Source organism: Halomarina salina (genome assembly GCF_023074835.1).
Lineage (GTDB): Archaea > Halobacteriota > Halobacteria > Halobacteriales > Haloarculaceae > Halomarina > Halomarina salina.
The window spans coordinates 2,697,677-2,719,863 of the sequence record NZ_JALLGW010000001.1 but is presented as its reverse complement, the minus strand read 5'-3'; the positions used below and the strand labels follow the sequence as shown (position 1 = coordinate 2,719,863).

The following is a 22,187-nucleotide window of genomic DNA, read 5'->3' as shown; positions in this document are numbered from 1 at the left end:
AGCTACGCGAACGCGACGAACAGCATCGCGACCAGCAGGGAGAGCGTCGTGAGCACCTGCACCACCGTCGAGGCGAGGATACCGATGGCGGCGTACAGCGTCGCTCGCGCGCTCTGCCTCGCGTCCCGGTTCCGCCAGTACTCGACGACGAACACGGAGACGGTGACGCCGAGGATGAGTCCGACCGGCCCCGTCAGGAACAGGAGGACGATACCGACGACGGAGGCGACGAGCGTGCTCAACGTCGACGCGCCGCCCGCCTTCGCCGCGAGCGCTCCGCCGAAGTAGTCGACCGCCGCCGTCCCGAGTGCGACGAGCGACAGCACTACCACGACGTACGTCGAGGGTGAGGCGTACCCGGTCGAGTACCAGTAGAGGAGGATCCCCGCGAAGGAGAGCAACGCACCTGGAATCAGCGGCGCGACCGCACCGACGACGGCGAGGACCAGCAGCCCGAGAGCGATCCAGCCGAGCGGTTCAACCATATCGGTCGCGTTCGTCGCGGGCCGCCTTCAAACCGTACCGTTCCACGAGCACTTGCAACGTCCGACCGAGTTCGCGCCGGGCACCGCTCGCGGTGAAGTAGTCGAGTTCCTCGGCGGTCACCTCCCAGTCGTGGAACTGGAGGACGCGACGGACGAGCAGCCGCTCCCGGTCGGCGCTCAGGTCCGACTCCGGGTCCGTGAGCACCGCGAGCGCGAGTCGCCGGAACGGACCGGGGTGCATGTCGAACTGGCCGGGGCCGTACGCGGCGGCCGCGACGAGTCGCCACTCGCGGTCGGTCAGGTTCGGTTCCTCGAACGTGGTCCCGGCGAGCGTTCGCCGGACCACGTCGGCGTCCACTTCCCGGAGCGTGTCGGCCAGCACGTCGCCGACGCGTTCGCGGAACCAGCGCGCGTGGCGAGCGACGAGCGGCGAGTCGTCGCCACGGAGCAGGGCCGCCGAGTGTTCACCGCTGGTGGCGTTGCGCGTCGCCGAGAGGTGGACGGGGCGGTAGCCGTTGTCCTGCCAGAACGCCAGCAGTCGCGGCGTCGCGCCGAAACTCGTCCCGAACCAGTCGGCATCGTCGAACTCCCCGTGCAGGTCGTCGAGAAGTCGGCTCCCGAGTCCCTGGGACTGGACCTGCGGGTGGACGGCGATGCGGACGACCCGGCGTCCCACCGGTCCGGCCGCGTCGGGGTCGCGCAACTGTCCCGTCATGAGGTCCGGGAGCATGTTGCCCTGGACGCGGCCCTCGCGGTACACCTCGGCGCACGTCTCGGGGTCCAGTCCGCCTTCACGGGCGACGAGTGCGACGGCGACGGAGTGTCCGTCGTGCGTGAGCAGGTGGGTCGTGAGGTTCGGCGCGTCGAGCAGTCGCGCCAGGTCGTCGGGTTCCGTCCGGTAGTGCGCGAGGACGAGCAACCCGAACGCTTCACGGAGCAGGTGCTCGTCCTCGCGCAGGTCCGCGGACGAGGGTGAGACGTACTCGACGGACTCGGGCGTCGCGTCGGCGACGAGCGGTTCGACCGGCGGGCTGGCGTCGAGCAGCAGCGCCCGGAACGCCCACGGTTCGACGGGGTCGGTCCCGGCGTAGCGGATGGGGTCGGCCATCGTCACCTCCCGCACGTCGACGTCGTTCCGGGCGAGTCGCTCGCTGAATCGCACGGCGAACCCCCGTCCCGCGCCCTCGTAGCCGTGGACCGTCGTCGCGTAGCCGACCGGCACACGACCGAGGAAGGCGGCGAGCAGGTCCACGGGGAGGCCGGCCGCCTCGTCCACGAACACGACGTCGGGGTCGTCTGGCAGGTCGGTCGCCTCCGCGGGCGAGGCGAAGCGGACCCGACCACCGTCGGTCGCTTGCACCGTCTCCTCCCCGTGGGCGAGCAGCCCCATGGCGTCGAGGACGGCACGAGCACGGGCGAACAGTTCCCCCGCGCCGCGCCGGTCGCTCGCCGTCACGAGCACGTCCCGGCCCGCCGCGGCGAGGGCTCCGGCGGCGATACCCGCCGCGCTGGACTTGCCTCGCCCGCGGTCGGCGGTGCAGACGACGGCGCTGTTCCCCTCCCGGAGCGCTTCGAACGCCTGCACCGCGGCGACCTGGTCGTCGGTGAGACACGACTCGTAGGCGACGCGAGGGAAGGCGTGGTCGTCCGGGAGTGCAGGCGGGGAAGTCGGCTGCGTGGGTGCGGGCTCGGTCAGGCCGTCGCGTTCGACGGTCCCCGAATCGAGGTCGACGAGGGCGACGCCCGGATGGGCGCGGAGCAACCCGACGAGTCTCCGTCGGAAGTTCCCGGCGACGTCGTCGAGGGTGTCCGGCGGGACGGCCAGCGTCTCGTCGAACCGGTCGCGACGGTCGGGCCAGTCGTCGAGCGGCGGTGCGAGGACGACGAGCAGCCCCCCGCCGTCGACGGCACCGACGGCGCGGCCGAGGGCGTTCGGGCGACACTCGTCGCGCAGGTCCACGACGACGCAGTCGCGGGTCGTCCCGAGGAGGGCACCGGCCTGCCGGGGTTCGTGGCGCGTCAGGGCCGCGAGGTCACGGTGGCCGAGGAGGACGGCGTCGTCGAGGTCGGCCGCGTCGAGCACCTCCTGAAGCGCGGGTTCCGGGTCGGCCTCCCCCGCGAGACAGCAGAGCCGTCGCTCGTCGGCGCGACGGGCTTCCTCGCGGAGGGTGCGAGCGAGCGAACCGAGCATGGTGGTCGTGGACGCCGGGGGGGCTTGCGTCCTGCGGTCACCGAACGGTCCCGTCGACCGTCCGAATCGCCGCCGCCGATAGGCTGAGGGAGGGGGCGTGTGAGTACCGCCCATGGGTGACACCAACCGGACGTGGCTGCTCGCAGAGCGACCAGACGGTCGGCCCGACGAGGGCTGCTTCGAGTTCGTCGAACGCGACGTTCCCGAACCGGGCCGCGACGAGGTACTGGTGCGGACGCTGTACATGTCCGTCGACCCGTACATGCGCGGTCGAATGCGCGACGCCGAGTCGTACGCCGAGCCGTGGGAGGTGGGCGACCCGATGCAGGCGGGCGTCGTCGGCGAGGTAGTCGAATCGAACCATCCGCGGTGGACCGAGGGTGACGTGGTCAACGGCGAACTCCAGTGGGCGGACTACGCCGTCGCGGGCGGTCACGAGCTGACGCCCGTCGACCCGGACGTGGCACCCGTCTCGACGGCTCTCGGCGTGCTGGGGATGCCGGGGATGACGGCGTACTTCGGCCTGCTCGACGTGGGCGAACCGAAACCGGGCGACACCGTCGTCGTCTCGGGCGCGGCGGGGGCGGTCGGCTCTGTCGTCGGCCAGGTCGCGAAGGAGGCCGGCTGTCGCGTGGTCGGCGTCGCCGGGGCCGAGGAGAAGATCGACTGGCTCACGGACGAACTGGGCTTCGACGCGGGTATCAACTACCAGGAGGGCGACGTGCACGCCGAACTTCGAGCGGCGTGCCCCGACGGCGTCGACGTCTACTTCGACAACGTGGGTGGGCCCGTCACGGACGCCGTGTTCCGGGAGTTGAACGTTCGCTCCCGCGTCGTCGTCTGCGGGCAGATCGCGCTCTACAACGCGACCGACGTCCCCACCGGGCCGCGGAAACTGGCACAGCTCATCCAGAAGCGTGCCAAGGTCGAAGGAGTCCTCGTCAGCGACTACGCCGACCGGTACGGGGAGGCGGCCGAACGCCTCGGACGGTGGGTCGCCGACGGGACGGTCCAGTACCGCGAGACGGTGACCGAGGGCCTGGAGAACGCGCCCGACGCGTTCCTCGGGCTCTTCGACGGCGTCAACATCGGGAAGCAGGTCGTCCACGTCGCCGACCGCGAGTGAGCGAGGCGGCCCGACGTACCGTGCGGTAACTGTCACCGTGCAAAACTTTCGTTCCGTGACCGTCGTCCCCGAGAACTGGTCGGAGGACCCGTGTGGGGGCGACACACGGGCGGACGCGTTCGGAAGCGCTTTTATGCCCTCCGTCGAAACGACGGGGTACAACCCGCGTGGGGTTGATGATGCCCCCAGCCAGGGACTCTCGCCGGTACGCGCCGGTAGGTGGGTCGAACGGTCGTGTGGGCCGTTCGCCACCGAGGCGGAGGGGGCGCGAGCCACCACGTGGGAGGTTGATCCAATCATGCCAGTATACGTAGACTTCGACGTTCCGGCCGACCTCGAGGACGACGCCATCGAGGCGCTCCAGGTCGCCCGGGACACAGGTTCGGTGAAGAAAGGAACGAACGAGACGACCAAGGCCATCGAGCGAGGCAACGCACAGCTCGTCTACGTCGCCGAGGACGTCACGCCCGAGGAGGTCGTGATGCACATCCCGGAGCTCGCCACGGAGAAGGAGATTCCGTATCTCTTCGTGGAGACGCAGGACGACATCGGCCACGCGGCCGGTCTCGAGGTCGGCTCCGCCGCCGCCGCCATCGTGGACGCTGGCGAGGCGGAGAGCGACGTCGAGGACATCGCCGACAAGCTCGAGGAGCTCAACTAGACCGATGAGCGCCGAAGAAGAGAGCGGTGCGACGTCCGCCGAGGTCGTCGAAATCGTCGGCAAGACCGGCATGCACGGCGAAGCCATGCAGGTCAAGTGTCGCATCCGCGAGGGCGAGAACCAGGGTCGCATCATCGCGCGAAACGTCCTCGGGCCGGTCCGCGTCGGCGACGTGCTCCAGCTGCGCGAGACCGCCCGCGAGGCAGACTCCATCGGAGGACGGTAGATGCCATCCAATCGCACCTGCGACTACACGGGCGAAGAGATCGAACCCGGCACGGGCGTCATGTACGTCAAGAACGACGGCACCGTCCTGCACTTCGTGAACTCGAAGGCCGAGAAGAACTACCTGATGGGCCGCGAGGCCCGCGACCTGGAGTGGACCGAGGCCGGTCGCCGCGCACGAGCGGCGAACCGCGGCCAGCAGGCACAGCAGGTCGCCGACGAGGGCTCGACCGAGATGGACGAGCCCGAACCCACCTCGGACGTCGCCCAGCCCGACGAGGAGACGGCGACGGGCGACGAGGACCGCCAGCACGGTAGCGAGGCGGGCGCGACGCCCGACTCCCAGAGCGTCGCCGAGACGAAACCCGAGGGGACCACCGGGGAGGAGAAGCCCGGTGCCACCGACGAACTCGAGGGGAGCGACGTCGAGACCCCCGACGAGGAGGCTCGCGGCGACGAGGACGAGGAACCCGTCGTCGACGCCGGCGGCGGCAAGGAGGCCGACGGCACGCCGGACCTCGAATCCGCCGAAGCGGAGGCGGAGGCCGAGGTCGAGGGTGACGACGAGGAGGACGACGAGGAATGAGCGACCACGAGCGCACCTTCCTGATGGTCAAGCCCGACGGCGTCCAGCGCGGCCTCGCGGGGGACATCGTCTCCCGGTTCGAGGAGCGCGGGCTGAAACTCGTCGGCGCGAAGTTCATGCAGATCTCCGACGACCTCGCCGCCGAGCACTACGCCGAACACGAGGACAAGCCGTTCTTCGACGACCTGACCGACTTCATCACGTCGGGTCCCGTCCTCGCGATGGTCTGGGAGGGCCAGGACGCGGTCGCCCAGGGTCGCCGGATGATGGGCGCGACGGACCCGCTCGAAGCGGACCCGGGCACCATCCGCGGCGACTACGGCCTCGACCTCGGCCGGAACGTCATCCACGGCTCCGACACCGAGGAGGGCTCGGCCGAGCGCGAGATCGACCTGTTCTTCGACGACGAGGAACTGGTCGACTACGAGCGCATCGACGAGACCTGGCTGTACGAGTAAGCGAGCGGTCCTCTCGGGTTTCGTAGTCCAGCGGTCGCCGGAATCACGGTACTACTGCGGCGACTTCCTCCGGGTTCCGGATAGCAACTACTCTAGGGGTGCACAAGCGAGTCCGACAGTAGCGTACGGGAGTGAGTGCAGTACCTTTTCGACCCCACACTGGGAAGAGACGGCCATATGGGGTACCGACTCGATAGAATCGACAAGCGCATCCTCTTTCACCTCGCACAGGACGCCCGTAACACGACCGCTCGAGAGGTGGCCGAGGAAGTCGACGTCTCCGCAGGGACGATCGGAAATCGTATCGAACGGCTCGAGGAGAGCGGCATCCTGGAGGGGTATCACGCGGACATCAACTACGAGAAGGCCGACAACCTGCTCACGAGGATATACATCTGTCATGCCCCGAATTCGGACCGTGAGCGACTCGCAGAGGAAGTGCTCCAGATCCCAGGTGTGATCAACGTCCGACGAGCGATGATCGGTCGAGAGAACCTCCACGTCGTCGCCGTCGGGACCGACACCCGAGACATCGGGCGAATTAGCCGGAAGCTCACCGACCTCGGCCTCGAGGTCGAGCACGAGGGCCTGGTAGAAGAAGAGCAGTTCCAGCCGTACTCCCCCTACGGTCCGAGCGACGAACACAGTCACACTGGAAAGGGGTTCATGACCTTGGCTGGTGACGCCGAACTGACCGATCTACGCCTCCTGGAAGACGCCCCTGTCGTCGGAATGACCATCGGAGAAGCCGCCGCCGCGGATATCCTCTCGGATGACGTCCTCGTCGTCACCATCGAACGTGGAGAGTCGATGATAACGCCCAAAGGTGACGTCGAGTTCCACGAGAGTGATATCGTCTCACTTCTCTTCAGAAACGGTCTCTCGGAGTCTGTACTCGAGGATTTCGGTGGCGACGTGGTCCACCGATAGACCACGGGCCGACGCTTCACGTCGTAGCTGGTACCCTCTACAGGTAGCCCCCGTCCAATCAGACAACCGGAATTTTCTGGCATCGTCAGTACAGTTAGCGCAATCCCCTTTTCAATCAAGCTCAAGGTTTACCAGTGGCCCATGCGGTTGTCATATAATGAGCGAGCGTTCTGTCTCGAACGAACTCGATCGTGATATCGGCTTGATCGGTGCCATTTCACTCGGCGTCGGGACGATGATCGCCGCCGGAATCTTCGTCCTGTCGGGGCTCGCCGTCAGTAACGTCGGTGCGGCAGCCATCATCTCGTTCCTCCTCGCGGGGGTCGTCGCTGGGTTCACCGCACTCGCGTACGCCGAATTCTCGGCACTGTATCCCGAGAGCGGCGGTGGCTACGCGTACGTCGCCAACGTCTTCGACAGCGACCTCACCTACATCGTCGGCTGGTCGATCATTCTAGGGTATCCCGCGAGCGCCGCGTTCTACCTCGCCAGCTTCGCCAGTTGGTTCAGACGATTCATCTACCCGGCGTTGAACATCCCGGCGGCGATTCCCTACTGGTCGTTTGGCGTCTTCATCCTGGGGCTACTCGTCGCGGTCAACCTGAAGGGGACCGAGGAGACTGGAATGTTCCAGATTGTCGTCACGGGGCTGAAGGTTGCCCTGATCGCACTGTTCCTGTTCGGGGGTCTCCAAGCGTTCGACCCCTCTGTCGTTCAGGCCTCGTTCGCCGAGAACCTCTCCCAGTTCACCGAGATCGGTGTGACGACGACGCTCGTGTTCATCACGTTCTTCGGGTTCGAAGCGATCGCGACCAACGCCGAGGAGATCGAGCGTCCAGGGCGGAACATCCCACGAGCGATTTTCATCTCGATGGGCGTCGTCTCTGTCGTCTACGCGCTCGTCGTGCTGGTCATCGTCATCGCCATCAACGATACCAACGGGTTCCTCCCCTTCCTCGTCCAACAGGTCGGCGAACTATCGGGCGTCGAGGCCGCTACCCAGTACGTCGCCGACAATGGGGAGGTGTCGATGGCGTACGCCGCCCAGTACTACCTCGGAAACATCGGCTTCTACGTCATTATCGTTGGCGCGCTGTTGTCGATGATCTCGGCCGCCAACGCGACGATCCTCGCCGGTTCGCGCGTGAAACTCGCCATGAGTCGCCGCGGTCACCTCCCGAGTGTGTTCGGCGACCTCAGCGACCGATTCAACACGCCATACGCGTCAGTCTTGCTGACTGGTGGACTCATACTCTTCTACATCCTCGTGTTCAGCGTTCTGTTCGGCACGCCGCCGGGGAGCGAGGGAGGTTCGACACCGCTGGGTATCCACCTCGGCCTGCACTCTATCGCGCACTTCGCCGACTTCATGCTCCTCGCCGGGCTCATCTTCGTGAACATCGCGCTCATCCAGTCCCGGCGGAAGCAGCCAGACCTCGACCGAGGGTTCGAGGTGCCACTCGTCCCGTGGATTCCAATCGTCGCTATCGTCGCGAACTTGATCCTCGTCACTCAGGTCGAGTTCAAGGCGTTGCTCATCGGCCTCATCGCCGAGGCCATCGGCATCGTGTTCTGGTTCGGCTGGATGCGTCGAAATCGCGGAGATGACTACGAGCAGGCAGCACCGACGATCGCCGCCCGAAGCCAGGTCGCAGACCGCGAGCGCGATGAGCAACTGCTCGTCCCTATCGCCCGGTCGGAGAACGTCGAACAGCTCATGCGGACAGCGCTCGACATCGCTCGTGACCGGGATGCGGAGTTGCTCGTCATGAGTGCTGTTACCGTCCCAGAGCAGACGCCCTTCAGCAGAGCCGACCAGTTCATCGACGACGAGGAGGAGATTGTCAACGAAGCGATGGCGCTCGCGGATGATACCGATGTGCCAGTTCACGGTCTCGTCCGGGTCGGCCACGACCCCGAAGAGACCATCCTCCACACGATAGACCAGCACGATTGTGACGGCGTGTTGATGGGCTGGGGTGGCGCTGGTCGCCGTCGAGGGAACGTCGATATTGGCAGCACTGTGGACGAGGTCGTCCGGAACGCGAACGTCGACGTGTTCGTCGAGCGAGTCGGCCCGTCTACCGGTGACGACGTCGACTCCATTCTCGTGCCGACCGCTGGCGGCCAGCACGCGGAACTGGCGGCGGAAGTAGCCGGCGCGATTGCACGGACTGAGGATGCGACGTGTACGATAGTGACGGTCGTGGGCGACGGTGACAAGGAACGAGCGAGCGCGCAGGACGCACTCGACAGCGCTGTCGTCGCGGCAGGCGAGTCGAATGTCGAGACGAAGGTGCTGGAAAGCGACGACGTTGTCGACCGGATCCTGCGAGAAGCAGAGGAACACGACATCACAATCGTGGGGGCAACGAAAGACAGCAGACTCCGTCAGATCGTCTTTGGAACGATACCCGAGGAGATCGGGCGTCGGGCGGGGAACATCACGATCATGACCAAACGGCGAACTGGGCGGACAGCGCGTTTGGCTGGCTCGGTACGTCAGTGGGTGAGCGGCGACTGAACACCGCGAGAGGGCCCACTTATCGATCGATGACCGTCTGACTGGTCACTGCGTTTGGAGCGTCCACCAACCAGAAGCAAGCCACTCCTCTCTATCGCGTGTGCTCTGGCGGGACGTTCAGCCAGGCGTAGAAAACCCGGCACTCTATTGAGGGGGCGGTAACGACTGGCCGTTAGAGTTAGTTTTCTCCAACACCGAGCTGATTCGATGCCTGAAGAACGTCACGATTCGGGACGTGGTGAACCAGGGTGCCGGGCCGGCGACCAATCGCTTCAGACGAGGGTCGGTCACGTCGCTGAAGGTGTCGATAGAGACCTACTTGGCATCCACATTGCACTCACTCCACCCGCAGTGTATCTCTTCCAACTGTTTGGACTCGAATGGTGGCGGGGAGTCTTCGTCGTGTGGGCGGTATACCTGTTCGCACTACTCCGCGTCGAGACGATGGAATCGGAGACGTGACCTGAGCCTCGGCATCCGTTCCTCGAGTGGTGCGTCGAATGGAATGGCACTTTCGACGCAACTGGACCCACCCACCACGCGGTGTCCCGCCAACGACAGAGACAGAGGTGTCCGCCAGGACGCAACTCGACACGATTGTTGCCGTCCACGTTCCGGGTAGCCGTGGTCAGCCACCGTCGAACCCACGGGAACGGTTCAGACCGTACCCACAGTGTTGAGTCGTCGGTAGCGGTCTCCAGTGGGACGAGAGATAGACTGCGTCTCGTCGGTGAAGGGGAACGCGGGGTCAGGACCAACTGGTGCAGAGATGTCGGTCGAACGAACCCACCGGTGGAGGCGGATAGAGTTCAGTCGTCGGCCAGCGACTCCACTGTCGTCCCGATGCGCCGGTCGAGGAAGTCGTCGAGTATCTCGAACAGGCGGACCTTCTGGTCGATGTCCGAGGAGGCGTGGCCCTCCTCGCCGAGTTCGACGTACTCGTACGCGCTGTCCTCGCCCGCCTCGAAGCCGAGTTCGTCGAGTCGGTCGCGGAAGATGCGCGCCTGGCTGACCGGGACGCGGCGGTCGTTGACGCCGTGGACCATCAGCAGGGGCGCGCTGAGGTTCTCCGCGTGCTCGACGGGTGAGCGCTCGCGGTAGAGGTCGGGGTGCTCCTCGGGCGTGCCCAGGTACTTCTCCATCAGTTCCGTCCGGAAGTGGGGCATCGTGTTCTCGTACATGTCCTCGAGGTCGGTCAGTCCGATCCAGGCGATGCCCGCGTCGTACAGGTCGGGGAACATCGTCATCTGGCAGTAGGCGCTGTAGCCGCCGTAGGAGCCGCCGAAGACGACGACGCGGTCGTCGTCCACCCAGTCGTAGTCGCTGACCAGTTCGGTCGCCTGTGCGATGTCGCGCTGTTCGCCGCCACCCCAGTCCATCTTGAGCATGTCGACGAACGCCTTCCCGTGGCCGGTCGAGCCCCGGTAGTTGACCTGCAGGACGGAGTAGCCGCGGGAGACGAGGAACTGGGTGTAGAGGCCGAACGACTTGTAGTCGGCCGCGCGCGGCCCGCCGTGAGGGTTGACGACGAGCGGCGACGGTCGCTCGCCCGAGTCGTAGAGGAGCGCGCCTATCTCCGTCCCATCGCCGGACTCCGTCTGGCTGCCTGCCGAACTCTGCTCGGCACCGTCGTGCGATTCGAACGTGAAGTACTCCGCGTCGGCGAAGTCCTCGCGGTCGAACGGCCCGTACTCGGCGTCGACGAGCGTCTCGGTCGCGCCGGTCTCGAGGTCGTACGCCTGCAGTTCGGGGCGACGGTCCGGCGTCGTGAGCGTGATGGGGACGCGCCCGTCGTCGAGCAGTCCCTCCCCTGAGACGCTGGTCGTGACGCCCTCAGGCACGTCGAACTCCTCGTCCTCGCCGGTATCGAGGTCGTAGACGACCGGGACGACGGCGGCGTCCCTGACGCGAAGCGCGAGGAACCGGTCCTCGTCCAGGAAGCGGACGGGCGACTCCTCGGCCGTGGGGGCGGGTCCGTCGCCGTCGGCGTACCACGTCACCTCGTCGGCCGCGAGGTCGTAGACGCCACAGCGGCCGAGGTCCTCGGAGTTGTCCGACAAGAGGAGTCGCGTGCCGTCGTCGTGCCAGTCCGCGGGGCCGGACTCCGCGCCGTCCTCGCCGACGTGGAGGTTCCGGGGGTTCGACCCGTCGGCGTCCACGACGTAGACGTCCTGGTTGTCGAAGTCCTCGGACTCGTTGGTCGTGTAGGCGATACGGTCGCCGTCGGGGGAGAGTATCGCGCCAGCGGCGGCCCGCTCGTACTCCGTCAGTTTCGTCGTCTCACCGCTCGGCAGGTCGTGGCTGTAGACGTTCATCTGGCCGTCGCGCGTCGACCCGAGGAGGAGCGTCTCACTATCGTCACCGACGTCGCTCAGGGCGGTCTGCCCGTCGAGTTCGACGACCGGTTCGGCCGTCCCGGACCCGAGGTCGAACGCCCAGACGTCGTTCTGTTCGTCCCCGTCGTCGTCGAGGTGGAAGTACACCTGCTCGCCGTCGGCGCTCCAGTGAAGGCCCCAGCGAGCGTTGCGGGGGACCTCCCCGTCGCTGACCTGTTCGTGTTCGCCGCTCGCCACGTCGAGTACGTGGAGTTCGTTGCGGCCCGAGACGTCGTAGTAGAACGCGACGCGATCGCCGGCGGGTGAGAGCGTCGCGTGGGCCATCGTCGGGAGGCTAGCGAGGGCTTCGAGGACGTCTGTCTCCGTCATCGTTCGGAACTGAGTACGACGACCTATCAGTGCTTCCAGAAGCTTCGTTCGGTAACGAATCGGACAGGTTCCCCACGAAGCTATCGCCCTACTGATTCGGAGGACGGACGGTCACCGCGACCGTGATGGGGCAAATGTTGCAGAAATCTATCACGACGATGAAACGTGACATTCGTTGTCATGGGTGCTCGTAGTCGGGTAAACGACGGGTAGAGCGCGGAGGGCGCCGTGCGGGGTAGCGGTGGCGGTGCCCGCAATACGACGACTCAGGGCTGTGGAGCGTCTCATAGACGCCGACCATGAGTGACGCTGACGACCCGAGTGCCGACGTCGGCACGCACGACCACCAGCACCACGAGGGGCCGGGGTACTCGACGCCGCAGGCCGCCATCGAGGAGTCGACGCCCGAGCGACTCGCGTACGTGATGGGCCTCTACGTCGGGACGGACGTCGACGCGCCGGACTTCCTCGCCGTCGTCGACCTGGACCCGAACTCCGAGTCCTACTGCGAGGTCGTCGACCGCGTGGAGATGCCCAACCGCGGCGACGAGTTACACCACTTCGGCTGGAACGCCTGCTCCTCGTCGTGTCACGTCGAGGGACTGGAGCGACGCCACCTCGTGATTCCGGGCCAGCGCTCCTCGCGCATCCACGTCGTCGACACGAAGGACCGACGGAACCCCGAACTCCAGACCGTAATCGAACCGGAGGAGGTGTTCGAACACGACCTGAGCGCACCGCACACCGTCCACTGCATCCCCGACGGGAAGATAGTGCTCTCGATGCTCGGCGACGCGGACGGCGAACTCCCCGGCGGGTTCCTCGAACTGAACGACGACTTCGAGGTCGCGGGGCGCTGGGACCCGCCCGGCGAGATCGGGATGAACTACGACTACTGGTATCAGCCCCGGCGGAACGTGATGATCTCCAGCGAGTGGGCCGCGCCCGAGACGTACTACCCCGGCTTCGACCTGGAGGACGTCGAGGCGGGCAAGTACGGCCGGAAGCTCAACGTCTGGAACTGGGAGGAGGGCACGGTCGAACAGACCATCGACCTCGGTGAGGAGGGCCTGATACCCCTCGAAGTGCGGTTCCTGCACTCGCCCGTCTCGACGCACGGCTTCGTCGGTGCGGCGCTGTCGTCGAACGTCTTCCACTTCTACGAAGAGAGCGCTGAGAGCGGTTCCGGCCCAGGTGAGTTCAGCGCCGACAAGGTCATCGACGTGGAGGCGCGCGACCACGACGACTGGGACATGCCCGTGCCGGGCCTCGTCACGGACCTGCTCGTCTCGATGGACGACCGGTACCTGTTCTTCTCGAACTGGCTCCACGGCGACGTCCGGATGTACGACGTCTCGGACCCGGACAACCCGCGACTCGCCGACCGGGTGTGGGCCGGCGGGCACTTCGGCCCGCGTCACCCCATCGACGGCGAGCGGGCGGTCCACGGCGGCCCGCAGATGCTCCAGTTGAGCCTCGACGGCGAGCGCCTCTACTGGACCACCTCGCTGTTCTCGTCGTGGGACGAGCAGTTCTACCCCGACGAGGGGGCCGAGGGGTCGGTGATGCTGAAGGCCGACGTGGACCCGCGCCGCGGGACGATGGAACTCGACGAGGAGTTCCTGGTCGACTTCGGCGAGCTGCCCCACGGCCCGGCGCGCGCCCACGAGATTCGCTGGCCGGACGGCGACTGCACGAGCGACGTCTGGCAGTAGCGTGCCTACTGGCACGGACAGCGAGGCTACCGCCTCGGACAGCGATTCGACCGAGGCAGTCTCGGACCACGCCGTCACCCTCGCGTGGTCCGACGGACGTCGTGAGACCATCTCGGTCGCGGCCGACGAGACGGTGCTGTCAGCCGCCGAGCGCGCCGACCTGGGCCTCCCGTTCGGCTGTCTCACCGGTGCCTGCGCCACCTGCACGGCACAGCTTGAACGCGGAGAAGTCGACCATCGACGACCGCCGCGCGCCCTGAAGGAACGTCACCGCGAGGACGACTACGTCCTGCTCTGTGTCGCCGAACCGCGTTCCGACTGCCGACTGCGGGTCGGCGCGGCGGTCCACCGAGAACTCGTCTCGAACCCCTGGAAGTGAGCGCCTCACGCTGTTCGTGAGGGTGTCTGTCACCGACTCTCACCGCCACCGAACGGTTTTGCCTCCACGACGGGGGGCCGAGACATGGACGAGCAGTCGGACGACGACGACGGGAGGGCGCGAACGTGGTGGGTCTCGACTTCTCGGCGAAGGCCATCGCCACCGCCCGCGACCTGGCCAGCGACGCAGGTCTCGCCGACCGGGCGCAGTTCGTCGAGGCGAACGTCTACGACACGCCGGAGGCACTCGCCGGGACGGGAGCGATGCCCGAGGGCGGCTTCGACGTGGTGTTCACCTCCTACGGCGTGCTGACGTGGCTCCCGGATATCGGAGGATGGGTCGAGGTGGTCGCCGACTGCCTCGCACCGGGGGGCACGTTCTACGTCGCCAATATACACCCGTTCAGCCACGTCCTGATGGACGTCGGCCTCCGCGACGGTCGCCTCCACTCCGACTGGCCGTACTTCGGAGACGGTCCCAGGAGTACGATATCGACGGCAGTTACGCCGACAGCGAGGCGTCGCTCGACAGCACGGAGACCCGGGAGTGGCCCCACACGCTCGGGGACATCATGACGAGCCTCGTCGACGCGGGCCTCACCGTCGAGTTCGTCCACGAACACCCCTTCGCCTGCTTCGAGCAGGTCGCCGGGATGGTCGAGCGTGACGACGGGTTCTGGGACCTGCCGGGCGCGTCGCTACCGTTCCTGTTCTCGCTGAAGGCCCACGCACCCACCGACGAGGAGTAAGTCGTCGGTTCGGCTCTCCTGGCACGGTTCGACAGGTAACGTCGCTCAGAACCCGCCCCAGCGCAGGTACACCATGACGACGATGATACCGAGCTGGAGGACGCCCTGCACGCCGCTCAGCTTCGCGTTGCGCAGGCCGATTGCGCCGATGACGTTCGGGTCCGGGTCGTCGCTGGTCATCTCCAGGTACATCCTGGCCTCGCCGGGCATCAGCACGCCGAAGCCGACGAACGTGAGCAGCGTGACGATAACCAGCGCGACCTGCACCGCGGGGTCGATGGGAGCGAACCCGCCGAGGTTGAGCAGGAGGTAGACGGCGCTCCCACCGCCGACGAGGGCGAACGCGGCCCACCAGCGCCAGTCGCGGAACGCGTCGAACTGCCAGCCGATGGCGAGCAGCGCGGGTACCATCGACACCGTCGAGAACAGCGCTATCCACGGGTCGGCCGTCTCGAACCAGCCGAGGCGGGACGCCAGCGTGATACCGCCGAAGATGGTCGTGAACGCCAGCGCGGGCATCAGGAACGTCATCTTCGGTGTGAAGCGCTGGAACACGCTCGCGCGCTCCTCAACGGCGAGTCCGCCGAGCACCGGCCCGAGCACCAGCGCCATGAAGAGGTCGATACCAGTCCAGAGCACGCCCGCCATCACGTGGACGAACGTCAGTTGCTGGTTCGTGCCGAACAGCAGGACGCCCGCGAGCGCCCCGAACGGTACGACGAGCGCTCCCACGCTGAACATCGGGTTCGCCCGCGTCGCCATCCCCCTCACCGTCCCGTTGATGGACGTTACCATGTCTCTGACGGGAGAGTCCAGCGACAAATACGTTCGACAACTGGCAGAACCGTCTCTGCGGTGCGGTTCTCGGGGGCCCGGTGAGCCGGGGGGCCCGCCGCCCCGTTTTATAACCCCACCACTCGAACCGGAAGGGCATGACCGGCATCACCTACGAGGACTTCCTCGACCTGAACTACGAGCCTGCCGACTCGGAACTCCGCTGTACGTTCACCGTCCACCCCGCCAGCGACATGGACGTGGAGGCCGCCGCCTCCCGCGTCGCCAGCGAGTCCTCCAACGGCACGTGGGCCGAGTTGCAGGTCGACGGCTCCATCACCGACCTCTCGGCCACGGCGTACGACATCGACGGCGACACCGTGCGGGTCGCGTACCCCGAGGAACTGTTCGAGGCGGGCAACATGCCCCAGGTGCTGTCGTGCATCGCGGGCAACATCATGGGGATGAAGGCCGTCGACAGCATCCGCCTGGAGGACTGCGACTGGCCCGAGGGACTCGCCGCCTCGTTCGCGGGACCGCAGTTCGGGAGCGCGGTCCGCAACGACATCTTCGACGCGGGCGAGCGCCCCATCACCGCGACGGTGCCGAAACCGAAGGTCGGTCTCTCGACGGACCAGCACGTGCAGGTCGGTTACGAGGCGTGGACCGGCGGCCTCGACCTGCTGAAGGACGACGAGAACCTCACCGACCAGGAGTTCAACCCGTTCGACGACCGCCTCACCGAGTCGCTGGCCGCCCGCGACGACGCCCAGGACGAGACGGGGGAGAAGAAGAGCTACCTCGTCAACGTCACGGCGGACGCGAACACGATGCTCGAACGCGTCGACCGGGTCGCGGAGGCGGGCTGTGAGTACGTGATGGTCGACGTGGTGACGTGCGGGTGGGCCGCGGTCCAGGCCGTCCGCGAGCGCTGTGAGAAACACGGCCTCGCAATCCACGCACACCGCGCGATGCACGCCGCGTTCGACCGCGTCCCGACGCAGGGCGTCTCGATGCGCGTCATCGCGCAGGTCTCCCGTCTCTGCGGAGCAGACCAGTTGCACACGGGGACCGCCGACCTGGGGAAACTCGCCAACGAGGACACCGTCGGGATCAACGAGTGGCTCTACGGCGACCTGTACGGCCTGAACGACGTGCTCCCGATGGCTTCCGGTGGTCTGCACCCCGGACTGGTCCCGGAGCTCGTCGACCGCGTCGGGACGAACGTCGGCGTCCAGGCCGGTGGTGGCGTGCACGGTCACCCCGACGGCACCCACGCGGGTGCGAAGGCGCTCCGGCAGGCCGTCGACGCGACGGTCGAGGGTATCTCGCTGGAGGAGTACGCGGAGGACCACCCCGAACTCGGCGTCGCCATCGAGAAGTGGGGCACCGAGACACCGCGTTAGGTGGCTCTCGGGGGTTACACGACCTAGCCGAATGTCTGGGCTTCCCACGACTCACCCGCGCGCTGCATCTACCGACGACGACACTCGATAGGCTGGATTCGCTCGCGGCGACTCGGAGTGACTCAGCTGATAGAGCCGGCCGACGGGTCGAGGGGTCGCGAGCCGAGGAGGCGACAGCAGGGCGAGCATTGACCCCCGTAGCTCCCCGAACCCCGGCATGACCGACTCAGGCGGGACCACGACAGTCGACGGCGACCACGACCTCGTCCTGCGGCGGGTCGTCGGGGGCGAAGGTGACCCGGAGACGCTCGCCGACCACGTCGACAGGCCGAGGGGACGCGTCGAGTCGCTGCTCTCGGACCTCGTCGACGACGGTCTCGTCGAGGAGGGCGAGGCGGGGCAGTACGAACCCACGTCGAGCGGTCGTCGACTGCTCTCGACCGACGCCGACGACCCGACGGACGACCCCGACGTCCCACGGGCCGTCGACCTCGTGGTCGCCTCGTTCGACCTCGACGTCGACGAGAAAGAGGCGTTGCGTCGCTCGCTCGTCTTCCTCCGCCAGTGGAACTCGTCGACGGCCAGCGAACTCGTCGACGGCGTGTTCGACGAGTCGCCCGCGGGGTACGACGACCCCGAGGCGTGGTGGACCGACCTCGTCCGCGACCGACTGACGGCGCTCCCGGGCGTCGTCCCGCCCGCGGAGGACGAGACGCAGTGGCGGTACGCCGGCGACGACGCGTCGCTCGACGAGGACGGCGACGGCCGCCGCGTGCTCGACCGGGACGGCGACGCGTACGGGAGTGCGAGACACGCTATCGAGGGCGAAGCGACCGACAGCCAGGAAACCGAGGTCCTCTCGGCGCTGTTCGAGTCGGTCGTCGCCGATGATCGGCGGACCGCCGACCTCGTCCGGGTGGTCGCGGCCGAGACCGGGTCGGCCGACGACGCGGACCGGTTCACTGACTCGCTCGCGGCGATTCCGGGGGTCGAACGCGACGGCGAGCTGTGGCGGTACGTCACCTCCGACGACGGGGACGAGTCGTCGGACGGTGCGTAGACGTCGCTGTCCGGGTCACTGTTTTGCGCTCGACCGGAACGCGGTCGAACTGGAGTCCCGTTCCGAGACCAGCGCGGCGACCGAATGACCGTCGTACCGCCCCGGGTCGCCTGCGTCTCGTGTCCCCTTCCTGTGCAACCACAGTTCCCAACACGACGCCGGTCGAACCCACACGACTGTACCACTATGACTACCGACTCGATAGAGAAGCTCTTCGTCGAAGGGCTATAGGGACGGTACTACACCGAACAGCAACTCGTCGACGCGCTGGAGACGCTGGCCAACCAGACGAGCGACGAGACGGCGAGTCAGGGGTTCTCCGAGCACCGTGAGGAGGCCCAGAACCATGTCGACCGTCTGGGAGACGTGTTCGACGCTTCGGCGAGGAACCACGGACCAAAGAAGAGCAGGCCGTGTACGCGCTCGTCGGTGAACGCGAGCCGTTGGCGTAGGAGTACGATGAGGAGGTCCTCGACCGGTACAACATCTCGGTCGGACAGAAGACCGAACACCACGGGATAGCCGCCTACGGCAACCCCACGTCGCTCGTCGACGATCTCGGCTACGAGGAGGCCGCCGACCTTCTCGAAGAGTCGCTTCGTGAGGAGGGGTCGCTTGAAGAGGTCACCGAGGCCGGCGAGCAGTTCGACCGGCAGGCAGTCACCAGCGACTGACACCGCCCGCTGCAACCCCCGAGGCGTCGACTTCTTTCCAGAAGCGCCGCTAGACCCCAGAAGGGGTGCCGTCGACGATATCGGACGGACCGACGCTGCCCCACCGAACCTCGAACGACCACAGCACGCTCCGTGGTGGGTGCCGGTTGCGAGCGCTTGCCATCGACTCATCACCTTTCGCCCTCAACCCTTGGTGAGACTCCCGAACCGTCTGCTGCGGTCGGTTCGTCCCCGAGTTCTCGCGACCACCATGAGCACGGAACCTACAGTTCAGAGAGAAGGCAGGCAGATTCACAGCACGGACCACGACGCCCTCGCGAATCTGCTCGGTGACCTCGTCGTCGGTCGCGAGACCCACCTCAACGCGGAGGGGTTCGTCGTCCGGGCCGACCAGGTCGAGGAGGCGCTCGGTCGACTCAAACAGCAGGCCGGCTTCGACCACCTCTCGAGCGTGACGGCCCAGGAGTACGGCGACCGCTTCGAGAGCATCTACCACCTCAAGAAGTACGCGGACCCGACCCAGGAGGTCAGCGTCGTCGTCCCGACGCGTCACGACGACCCGCGCAGTCAGTCGGGGTCGGCGGTCTTCGACACGGCGAACTGGCACGAGCGGGAGGCGTACGACCTGATGGGCATCCGCTACGACGACCACCCGGACCTCCGACGCATCCTGCTCCCGGAGACGTGGCAGGGCCACCCGCTCCGGCAGGACTACGACAAGGAGCAGCCACAGGTCGTCACCTTCCGCGAGCACGCCAACCCGCTGAAGGAGGACCACCGCGAGGACGACTCGGACACGATGTTCATCAACGTCGGTCCCCACCACCCCGCGACCCACGGCGTGCTCCACCTGAAGACGGTGCTCGACGGCGAGACGGTCGCCGACGTCGAACCGGACATCGGCTACCTCCACCGGTGCGAGGAGCAGATGTGCGAGCAGAGCACCTACCGCCACCAGATCATGCCCTACCCCGACCGCTGGGACTACACGGCGAACATGACCAACGAGTGGGCGTACGCGCGCGCCGCGGAGGACCTCGCGGACCTCGACGTGCCGGAGTACGCCCAGGTCCTCCGGACGCTCGGCGTCGAACTCAGTCGGATGACCGGTCACTTCCTCGCGCTGGGGACGTTCGCGCTGGACGTCTACGGCGACTTCACGGCCATCTTCCAGTACGCGTTCCGCGACCGCGAGATCGCCCAAAACATCCTCGAGGATCTCACTGGCCAGCGGATGATGTACAACTACTTCCGCCTCGGTGGCGTCGCGTGGGACGTCCCCGAGCCTAGCGAGGAGTTCTACGAGAAGGTCCGCGACTTCCTCGACGAACTCCCCGCGAAACTGGAGGAGTACCACAACCTCGTCACGGGCAACGAGATCTTCCAGATTCGGTGTATCGACACCGGTGTCCTCGAACCCGAGGTGGCCAAGAGCTACGGCGTCACCGGTCCCGTAGCTCGCGGGTCGGGTGTCGACTACGACCTGCGTCGCGACGACCCGTACGGCTACTACCCCGAACTCGACTGGGACGTCGTCACCGAGGACGGCTGTGACAACTACTCGCGCGTCCTCGTCCGGATGCAGGAGGTCGAGGAGTCGGCGAAGATCGTCGGCCAGTGTATCGACCTGCTCGAGGACTGGCCGGACGACGAGCGAACGCTCCAGAGCAACGTCCCGCGGACGCTCAAACCGGACCCGGACACGGAGACGTACAAGGCCGTCGAGGCCGCGAAGGGTGAACTCGGCATCTACATCCGCTCGGACGGGACCGACACGCCGGCCCGGTTCAAGATTCGCTCGCCGTGTTTCTCGAACCTGCAGGCGCTCCCGGAGATGTCCAACGGCGAGTACATCCCGGACCTCATCGCGTCGCTCGGCAGCCTCGACATCGTGCTCGGGTCGGTCGACCGGTAAGACGGCCCTGGTCGGCCCAGACGGCGGCGGACCGCTCGTCCCCACCGGGTTCGTCTCGGTCTACGACTCGTCCATGGTCCTGCCGTCCGACCGCTCGTTCTCATCGTCCTCGTCTTCCCTGGTCTCGTCGTCCTCGCTCACTTCGATGTCCGCTCAGGGTACGACCCGTGACACACCGACCGGAATCGGTCGCCGAACGCTGCCGTTCACGCGTGTTCTGCGAGGAACGCCTCCACCTCGTCCACCGTCGGCGTCGTCCGTGCTCCGACCCGGAGCGCCGCCAGCGCCCCGCAGGCGTTCGCCACCGACAGCGCCCGCTCGTACCCCTCGGTGCGCGCGGCGAGGAACCCGGCGGCGAACGCGTCGCCGGCACCGGTCGTGTCCAGCGGGTCGAGCGGGTAGCCGTCGTGGTCCACCTCGCCGTCTGGGTTGTGGACCGTCGCCCCCTCACCGCCGCGTTTCACCACCACGCATGCCTCCCGTACCAGCGACTCGAACGAGGCGTGGTCGACGAGGACGCGCGCCTCGCGTTCGTTGAGGAAGAGGACGTCGACGTTCACGAGCGTCGCCGCGTAGTCCCTGCTCGCGATGCGACGGCCGGGGTCGAAGCTGACGTCGATGCCCACTCCGGCCGCCGCCTCGGCCAGTGCGGCGGCGGTGGCGGGTCGCTGGCTGGTGAGGTGGAGGTGGTCGACGCTCGCGAGGACCGACGGGTCGATGTCGTCGGGGGTGAACGCCTCGTTCGCACCGCTGTTCGACAGCACCATCACCTCGCCCGTCCCGTCGACGACGAGGTACTTCGTGGTGGTCTCGTGGTTCGGGACCGTGACGACGTGGCTCGTGTCGACGCCGAACCCGTCGAGTTCGTCGCGAGTGAGCCTCCCTTCCTCGTCGTCGCCGACGCTCCCGAACAGTGCCACCTCCTCGCCGAGCGCCGCGAGGGTACAGGCGACGTTGGCCGCGCTACCGCCTCCCGCCTGGGCACGCTCCTCGATCGACACCTCACCGTCCGGTTCCGGGAGGCGGTCGACCCGGAGCGTCACGTCCCAGTTGACGTGACCGGCACAGAGGATGCGCATCGGTCCGTGGTGACGCTGCGTCGCGAGAAAAAACCCGTGGAGACGACGGTTTCGGAGACGACACCGTGTAGGAGCGCTCTCCGATGGATACACTACCGAGAACGGGCGAAGTATTTATCACCGTTCGATGACCAGAACCGTTCAACATCGATGTGTGGGGACAGAGACGACGGTATGGGACGACCGACGCTGGACGAGACGTTCGACGTACTGTCGAGCGCCGACAGGCGATTCGTCCTCCAGTATCTCCACACCAACGGGGCGACGACGCAGTCGACGCTCGCCGAGCGCCTCTCTGCTGACCGCGACGACGCTACCAGGACGGCAGCGACTCAGCATCAGCGTCGCGACGCGGCGATTCGCCTGCACCACGTCCACGTCCCGAAACTCGTCGACGCGAACCTCGTCGAACCCACCTGCGAGGACGACCTGGTCGACCCGACCGAACACCTCGCCCACATCCTCGCCACCCTCCCGGTCGACCTCTCCTCACAGAACTGGTACACTCCGGGCGAGTCCGCAGTCCTCGACTGACTCGCCGACCGT

20 protein-coding genes and 1 pseudogene are annotated in these 22,187 nt (G+C 66.9%); 16 read left to right on the top strand and 5 right to left on the bottom strand.

The features are described 5' to 3' along the window. Window positions 1–2 precede the first annotated feature (2 nt). Window positions 3–485, bottom strand: coding sequence for a DUF456 family protein (locus MX571_RS14035; protein WP_247417846.1), 483 nt, complete (start codon window positions 483–485; stop codon window positions 3–5). Beyond that, window positions 478–2,676: a tRNA(Met) cytidine acetyltransferase TmcA gene (tmcA, locus tag MX571_RS14030; RefSeq protein ID WP_247417844.1), complete on the bottom strand. Its 2,199-nt coding sequence runs from the start codon at window positions 2,674–2,676 to the stop codon at window positions 478–480. The genes MX571_RS14035 and tmcA overlap by 8 nt, the downstream gene beginning before the upstream one ends. Before the next feature lie 112 nt (window positions 2,677–2,788). On the opposite strand from tmcA, the gene MX571_RS14025 reads away from it, so the two are divergent. The 7 genes and pseudogenes from MX571_RS14025 (at window position 2,789) to MX571_RS13995 (ending at window position 9,186) form a co-directional block, all read left to right on the top strand. Next, window positions 2,789–3,802: an NADP-dependent oxidoreductase gene (locus MX571_RS14025; RefSeq protein ID WP_247417843.1), complete on the top strand. Its 1,014-nt coding sequence runs from the start codon at window positions 2,789–2,791 to the stop codon at window positions 3,800–3,802. Between the two features lie 298 nt (window positions 3,803–4,100). After that, window positions 4,101–4,463: a 50S ribosomal protein L7Ae gene (rpl7ae, locus tag MX571_RS14020; protein WP_247417840.1), complete on the top strand. Its 363-nt coding sequence runs from the start codon at window positions 4,101–4,103 to the stop codon at window positions 4,461–4,463. Window positions 4,464–4,467: 4 nt separating this feature from the next. Beyond that, window positions 4,468–4,689 carry a 30S ribosomal protein S28e gene (locus tag MX571_RS14015; protein WP_247417838.1) on the top strand — a complete coding sequence of 74 codons (222 nt, stop codon included), beginning with the start codon at window positions 4,468–4,470 and terminating at the stop codon, window positions 4,687–4,689. Continuing rightward, window positions 4,690–4,867, top strand: a pseudogene (locus tag MX571_RS22725) (50S ribosomal protein L24e); the annotation flags it as partial. Between the two features lie 403 nt (window positions 4,868–5,270). Then, window positions 5,271–5,732 carry a nucleoside-diphosphate kinase gene (gene ndk / locus MX571_RS14005; RefSeq protein ID WP_247417834.1) on the top strand — a complete coding sequence of 154 codons (462 nt, stop codon included), beginning with the start codon at window positions 5,271–5,273 and terminating at the stop codon, window positions 5,730–5,732. Between the two features lie 177 nt (window positions 5,733–5,909). Beyond that, on the top strand, window positions 5,910–6,662 hold the full coding sequence (locus tag MX571_RS14000) for a winged helix-turn-helix transcriptional regulator (protein ID WP_247417832.1): 753 nt from the start codon (window positions 5,910–5,912) through the stop codon (window positions 6,660–6,662). Beyond that, on the top strand, window positions 6,640–9,186 hold the full coding sequence (locus tag MX571_RS13995; protein WP_368409026.1) for an amino acid permease: 2,547 nt from the start codon (window positions 6,640–6,642) through the stop codon (window positions 9,184–9,186). Before MX571_RS14000 ends, MX571_RS13995 begins: the two co-directional genes overlap by 23 nt. An 809-nt stretch (window positions 9,187–9,995) precedes the next feature. Here the strand turns inward: MX571_RS13995 and MX571_RS13990 are convergent. Beyond that, the gene (locus MX571_RS13990; protein ID WP_247417831.1) at window positions 9,996–11,891 is read right to left on the bottom strand and encodes a S9 family peptidase; all 1,896 of its coding nucleotides are present in this window, start codon (window positions 11,889–11,891) and stop codon (window positions 9,996–9,998) included. A 299-nt stretch (window positions 11,892–12,190) separates the two neighbouring features. Between MX571_RS13990 and MX571_RS13985 the strand changes: the two genes are divergently transcribed. The 4 genes from MX571_RS13985 to MX571_RS13970 are packed head-to-tail and all read left to right on the top strand — an operon-like array spanning window position 12,191 to window position 14,733. Continuing rightward, entirely contained in the window at window positions 12,191–13,606 is a 1,416-nt protein-coding gene (locus MX571_RS13985) for a selenium-binding protein SBP56-related protein (protein WP_247417828.1), read from the top strand. A gap of 1 nt (window position 13,607) precedes the next feature. Next, window positions 13,608–13,985 carry a 2Fe-2S iron-sulfur cluster-binding protein gene (locus MX571_RS13980; protein ID WP_368409025.1) on the top strand — a complete coding sequence of 126 codons (378 nt, stop codon included), beginning with the start codon at window positions 13,608–13,610 and terminating at the stop codon, window positions 13,983–13,985. Between the two features lie 26 nt (window positions 13,986–14,011). Next, window positions 14,012–14,560 (top strand): class I SAM-dependent methyltransferase, encoded by a 549-nt coding sequence (locus tag MX571_RS13975; RefSeq protein WP_282594659.1) that lies wholly within the window; start codon window positions 14,012–14,014, stop codon window positions 14,558–14,560. Continuing rightward, window positions 14,557–14,733: a hypothetical protein gene (locus MX571_RS13970; RefSeq protein WP_247417823.1), complete on the top strand. Its 177-nt coding sequence runs from the start codon at window positions 14,557–14,559 to the stop codon at window positions 14,731–14,733. Before MX571_RS13975 ends, MX571_RS13970 begins: the two co-directional genes overlap by 4 nt. A gap of 45 nt (window positions 14,734–14,778) precedes the next feature. Here MX571_RS13970 and MX571_RS13965 read toward each other — a convergent pair whose 3' ends face one another. After that, entirely contained in the window at window positions 14,779–15,495 is a 717-nt protein-coding gene (locus MX571_RS13965) for a hypothetical protein (RefSeq protein WP_368409054.1), read from the bottom strand. A gap of 170 nt (window positions 15,496–15,665) precedes the next feature. Here MX571_RS13965 and rbcL point away from each other — a divergent pair, with 170 nt between their 5' ends. The 4 genes from rbcL (at window position 15,666) to MX571_RS13945 (ending at window position 20,562) form a co-directional block, all read left to right on the top strand. Beyond that, window positions 15,666–16,913, top strand: a complete 1,248-nt coding sequence (gene rbcL, locus MX571_RS13960; RefSeq protein ID WP_247417818.1) for a type III ribulose-bisphosphate carboxylase — start codon at window positions 15,666–15,668, stop codon at window positions 16,911–16,913. A 217-nt stretch (window positions 16,914–17,130) separates the two neighbouring features. After that, window positions 17,131–17,973, top strand: a complete 843-nt coding sequence (locus MX571_RS13955) for a hypothetical protein (protein ID WP_247417815.1) — start codon at window positions 17,131–17,133, stop codon at window positions 17,971–17,973. Between the two features lie 267 nt (window positions 17,974–18,240). Next, window positions 18,241–18,495, top strand: coding sequence for a hypothetical protein (locus tag MX571_RS22475; protein ID WP_368409053.1), 255 nt, complete (start codon window positions 18,241–18,243; stop codon window positions 18,493–18,495). A 402-nt stretch (window positions 18,496–18,897) separates the two neighbouring features. Further along, complete coding sequence (locus tag MX571_RS13945; RefSeq protein WP_247417810.1) at window positions 18,898–20,562, top strand: NADH-quinone oxidoreductase subunit D; 1,665 nt, start codon at window positions 18,898–18,900, stop codon at window positions 20,560–20,562. Window positions 20,563–20,768: 206 nt separating this feature from the next. On the opposite strand, the gene MX571_RS13940 is transcribed toward MX571_RS13945, so the two are convergent. Then, window positions 20,769–21,641 carry an ATP-dependent ribose-1-phosphate kinase gene (locus MX571_RS13940; RefSeq protein WP_247417808.1) on the bottom strand — a complete coding sequence of 291 codons (873 nt, stop codon included), beginning with the start codon at window positions 21,639–21,641 and terminating at the stop codon, window positions 20,769–20,771. 174 nt (window positions 21,642–21,815) lie between these two features. Here MX571_RS13940 and MX571_RS13935 point away from each other — a divergent pair, with 174 nt between their 5' ends. After that, window positions 21,816–22,175, top strand: coding sequence for a DUF7344 domain-containing protein (locus MX571_RS13935; protein WP_247417806.1), 360 nt, complete (start codon window positions 21,816–21,818; stop codon window positions 22,173–22,175). Window positions 22,176–22,187: the final 12 nt, after the last annotated feature.

Bases quoted from the DNA above. Each gene is read 5' to 3' on its own strand.
- MX571_RS14035 (WP_247417846.1), bottom strand. From the start codon at position 485: ATGGTTGAACCGCTCGGCTGGATCGCTCTCGGGCTGCTGGTCCTCGCC.
- tmcA (WP_247417844.1), bottom strand. From the start codon at position 2,676: ATGCTCGGTTCGCTCGCTCGCACCCTCCGCGAGGAAGCCCGTCGCGCC.
- MX571_RS14025 (WP_247417843.1), top strand. From the start codon at position 2,789: ATGGGTGACACCAACCGGACGTGGCTGCTCGCAGAGCGACCAGACGGT.
- rpl7ae (WP_247417840.1), top strand. From the start codon at position 4,101: ATGCCAGTATACGTAGACTTCGACGTTCCGGCCGACCTCGAGGACGAC.
- MX571_RS14015 (WP_247417838.1), top strand. From the start codon at position 4,468: ATGAGCGCCGAAGAAGAGAGCGGTGCGACGTCCGCCGAGGTCGTCGAA.
- ndk (WP_247417834.1), top strand. From the start codon at position 5,271: ATGAGCGACCACGAGCGCACCTTCCTGATGGTCAAGCCCGACGGCGTC.
- MX571_RS14000 (WP_247417832.1), top strand. From the start codon at position 5,910: ATGGGGTACCGACTCGATAGAATCGACAAGCGCATCCTCTTTCACCTC.
- MX571_RS13990 (WP_247417831.1), bottom strand. From the start codon at position 11,891: ATGACGGAGACAGACGTCCTCGAAGCCCTCGCTAGCCTCCCGACGATG.
- MX571_RS13985 (WP_247417828.1), top strand. From the start codon at position 12,191: ATGAGTGACGCTGACGACCCGAGTGCCGACGTCGGCACGCACGACCAC.
- MX571_RS13970 (WP_247417823.1), top strand. From the start codon at position 14,557: ATGACGAGCCTCGTCGACGCGGGCCTCACCGTCGAGTTCGTCCACGAA.
- MX571_RS13965 (WP_368409054.1), bottom strand. From the start codon at position 15,495: ATGGCGACGCGGGCGAACCCGATGTTCAGCGTGGGAGCGCTCGTCGTA.
- rbcL (WP_247417818.1), top strand. From the start codon at position 15,666: ATGACCGGCATCACCTACGAGGACTTCCTCGACCTGAACTACGAGCCT.
- MX571_RS13955 (WP_247417815.1), top strand. From the start codon at position 17,131: ATGACCGACTCAGGCGGGACCACGACAGTCGACGGCGACCACGACCTC.
- MX571_RS13945 (WP_247417810.1), top strand. From the start codon at position 18,898: ATGAGCACGGAACCTACAGTTCAGAGAGAAGGCAGGCAGATTCACAGC.
- MX571_RS13940 (WP_247417808.1), bottom strand. From the start codon at position 21,641: ATGCGCATCCTCTGTGCCGGTCACGTCAACTGGGACGTGACGCTCCGG.
- MX571_RS13935 (WP_247417806.1), top strand. From the start codon at position 21,816: ATGGGACGACCGACGCTGGACGAGACGTTCGACGTACTGTCGAGCGCC.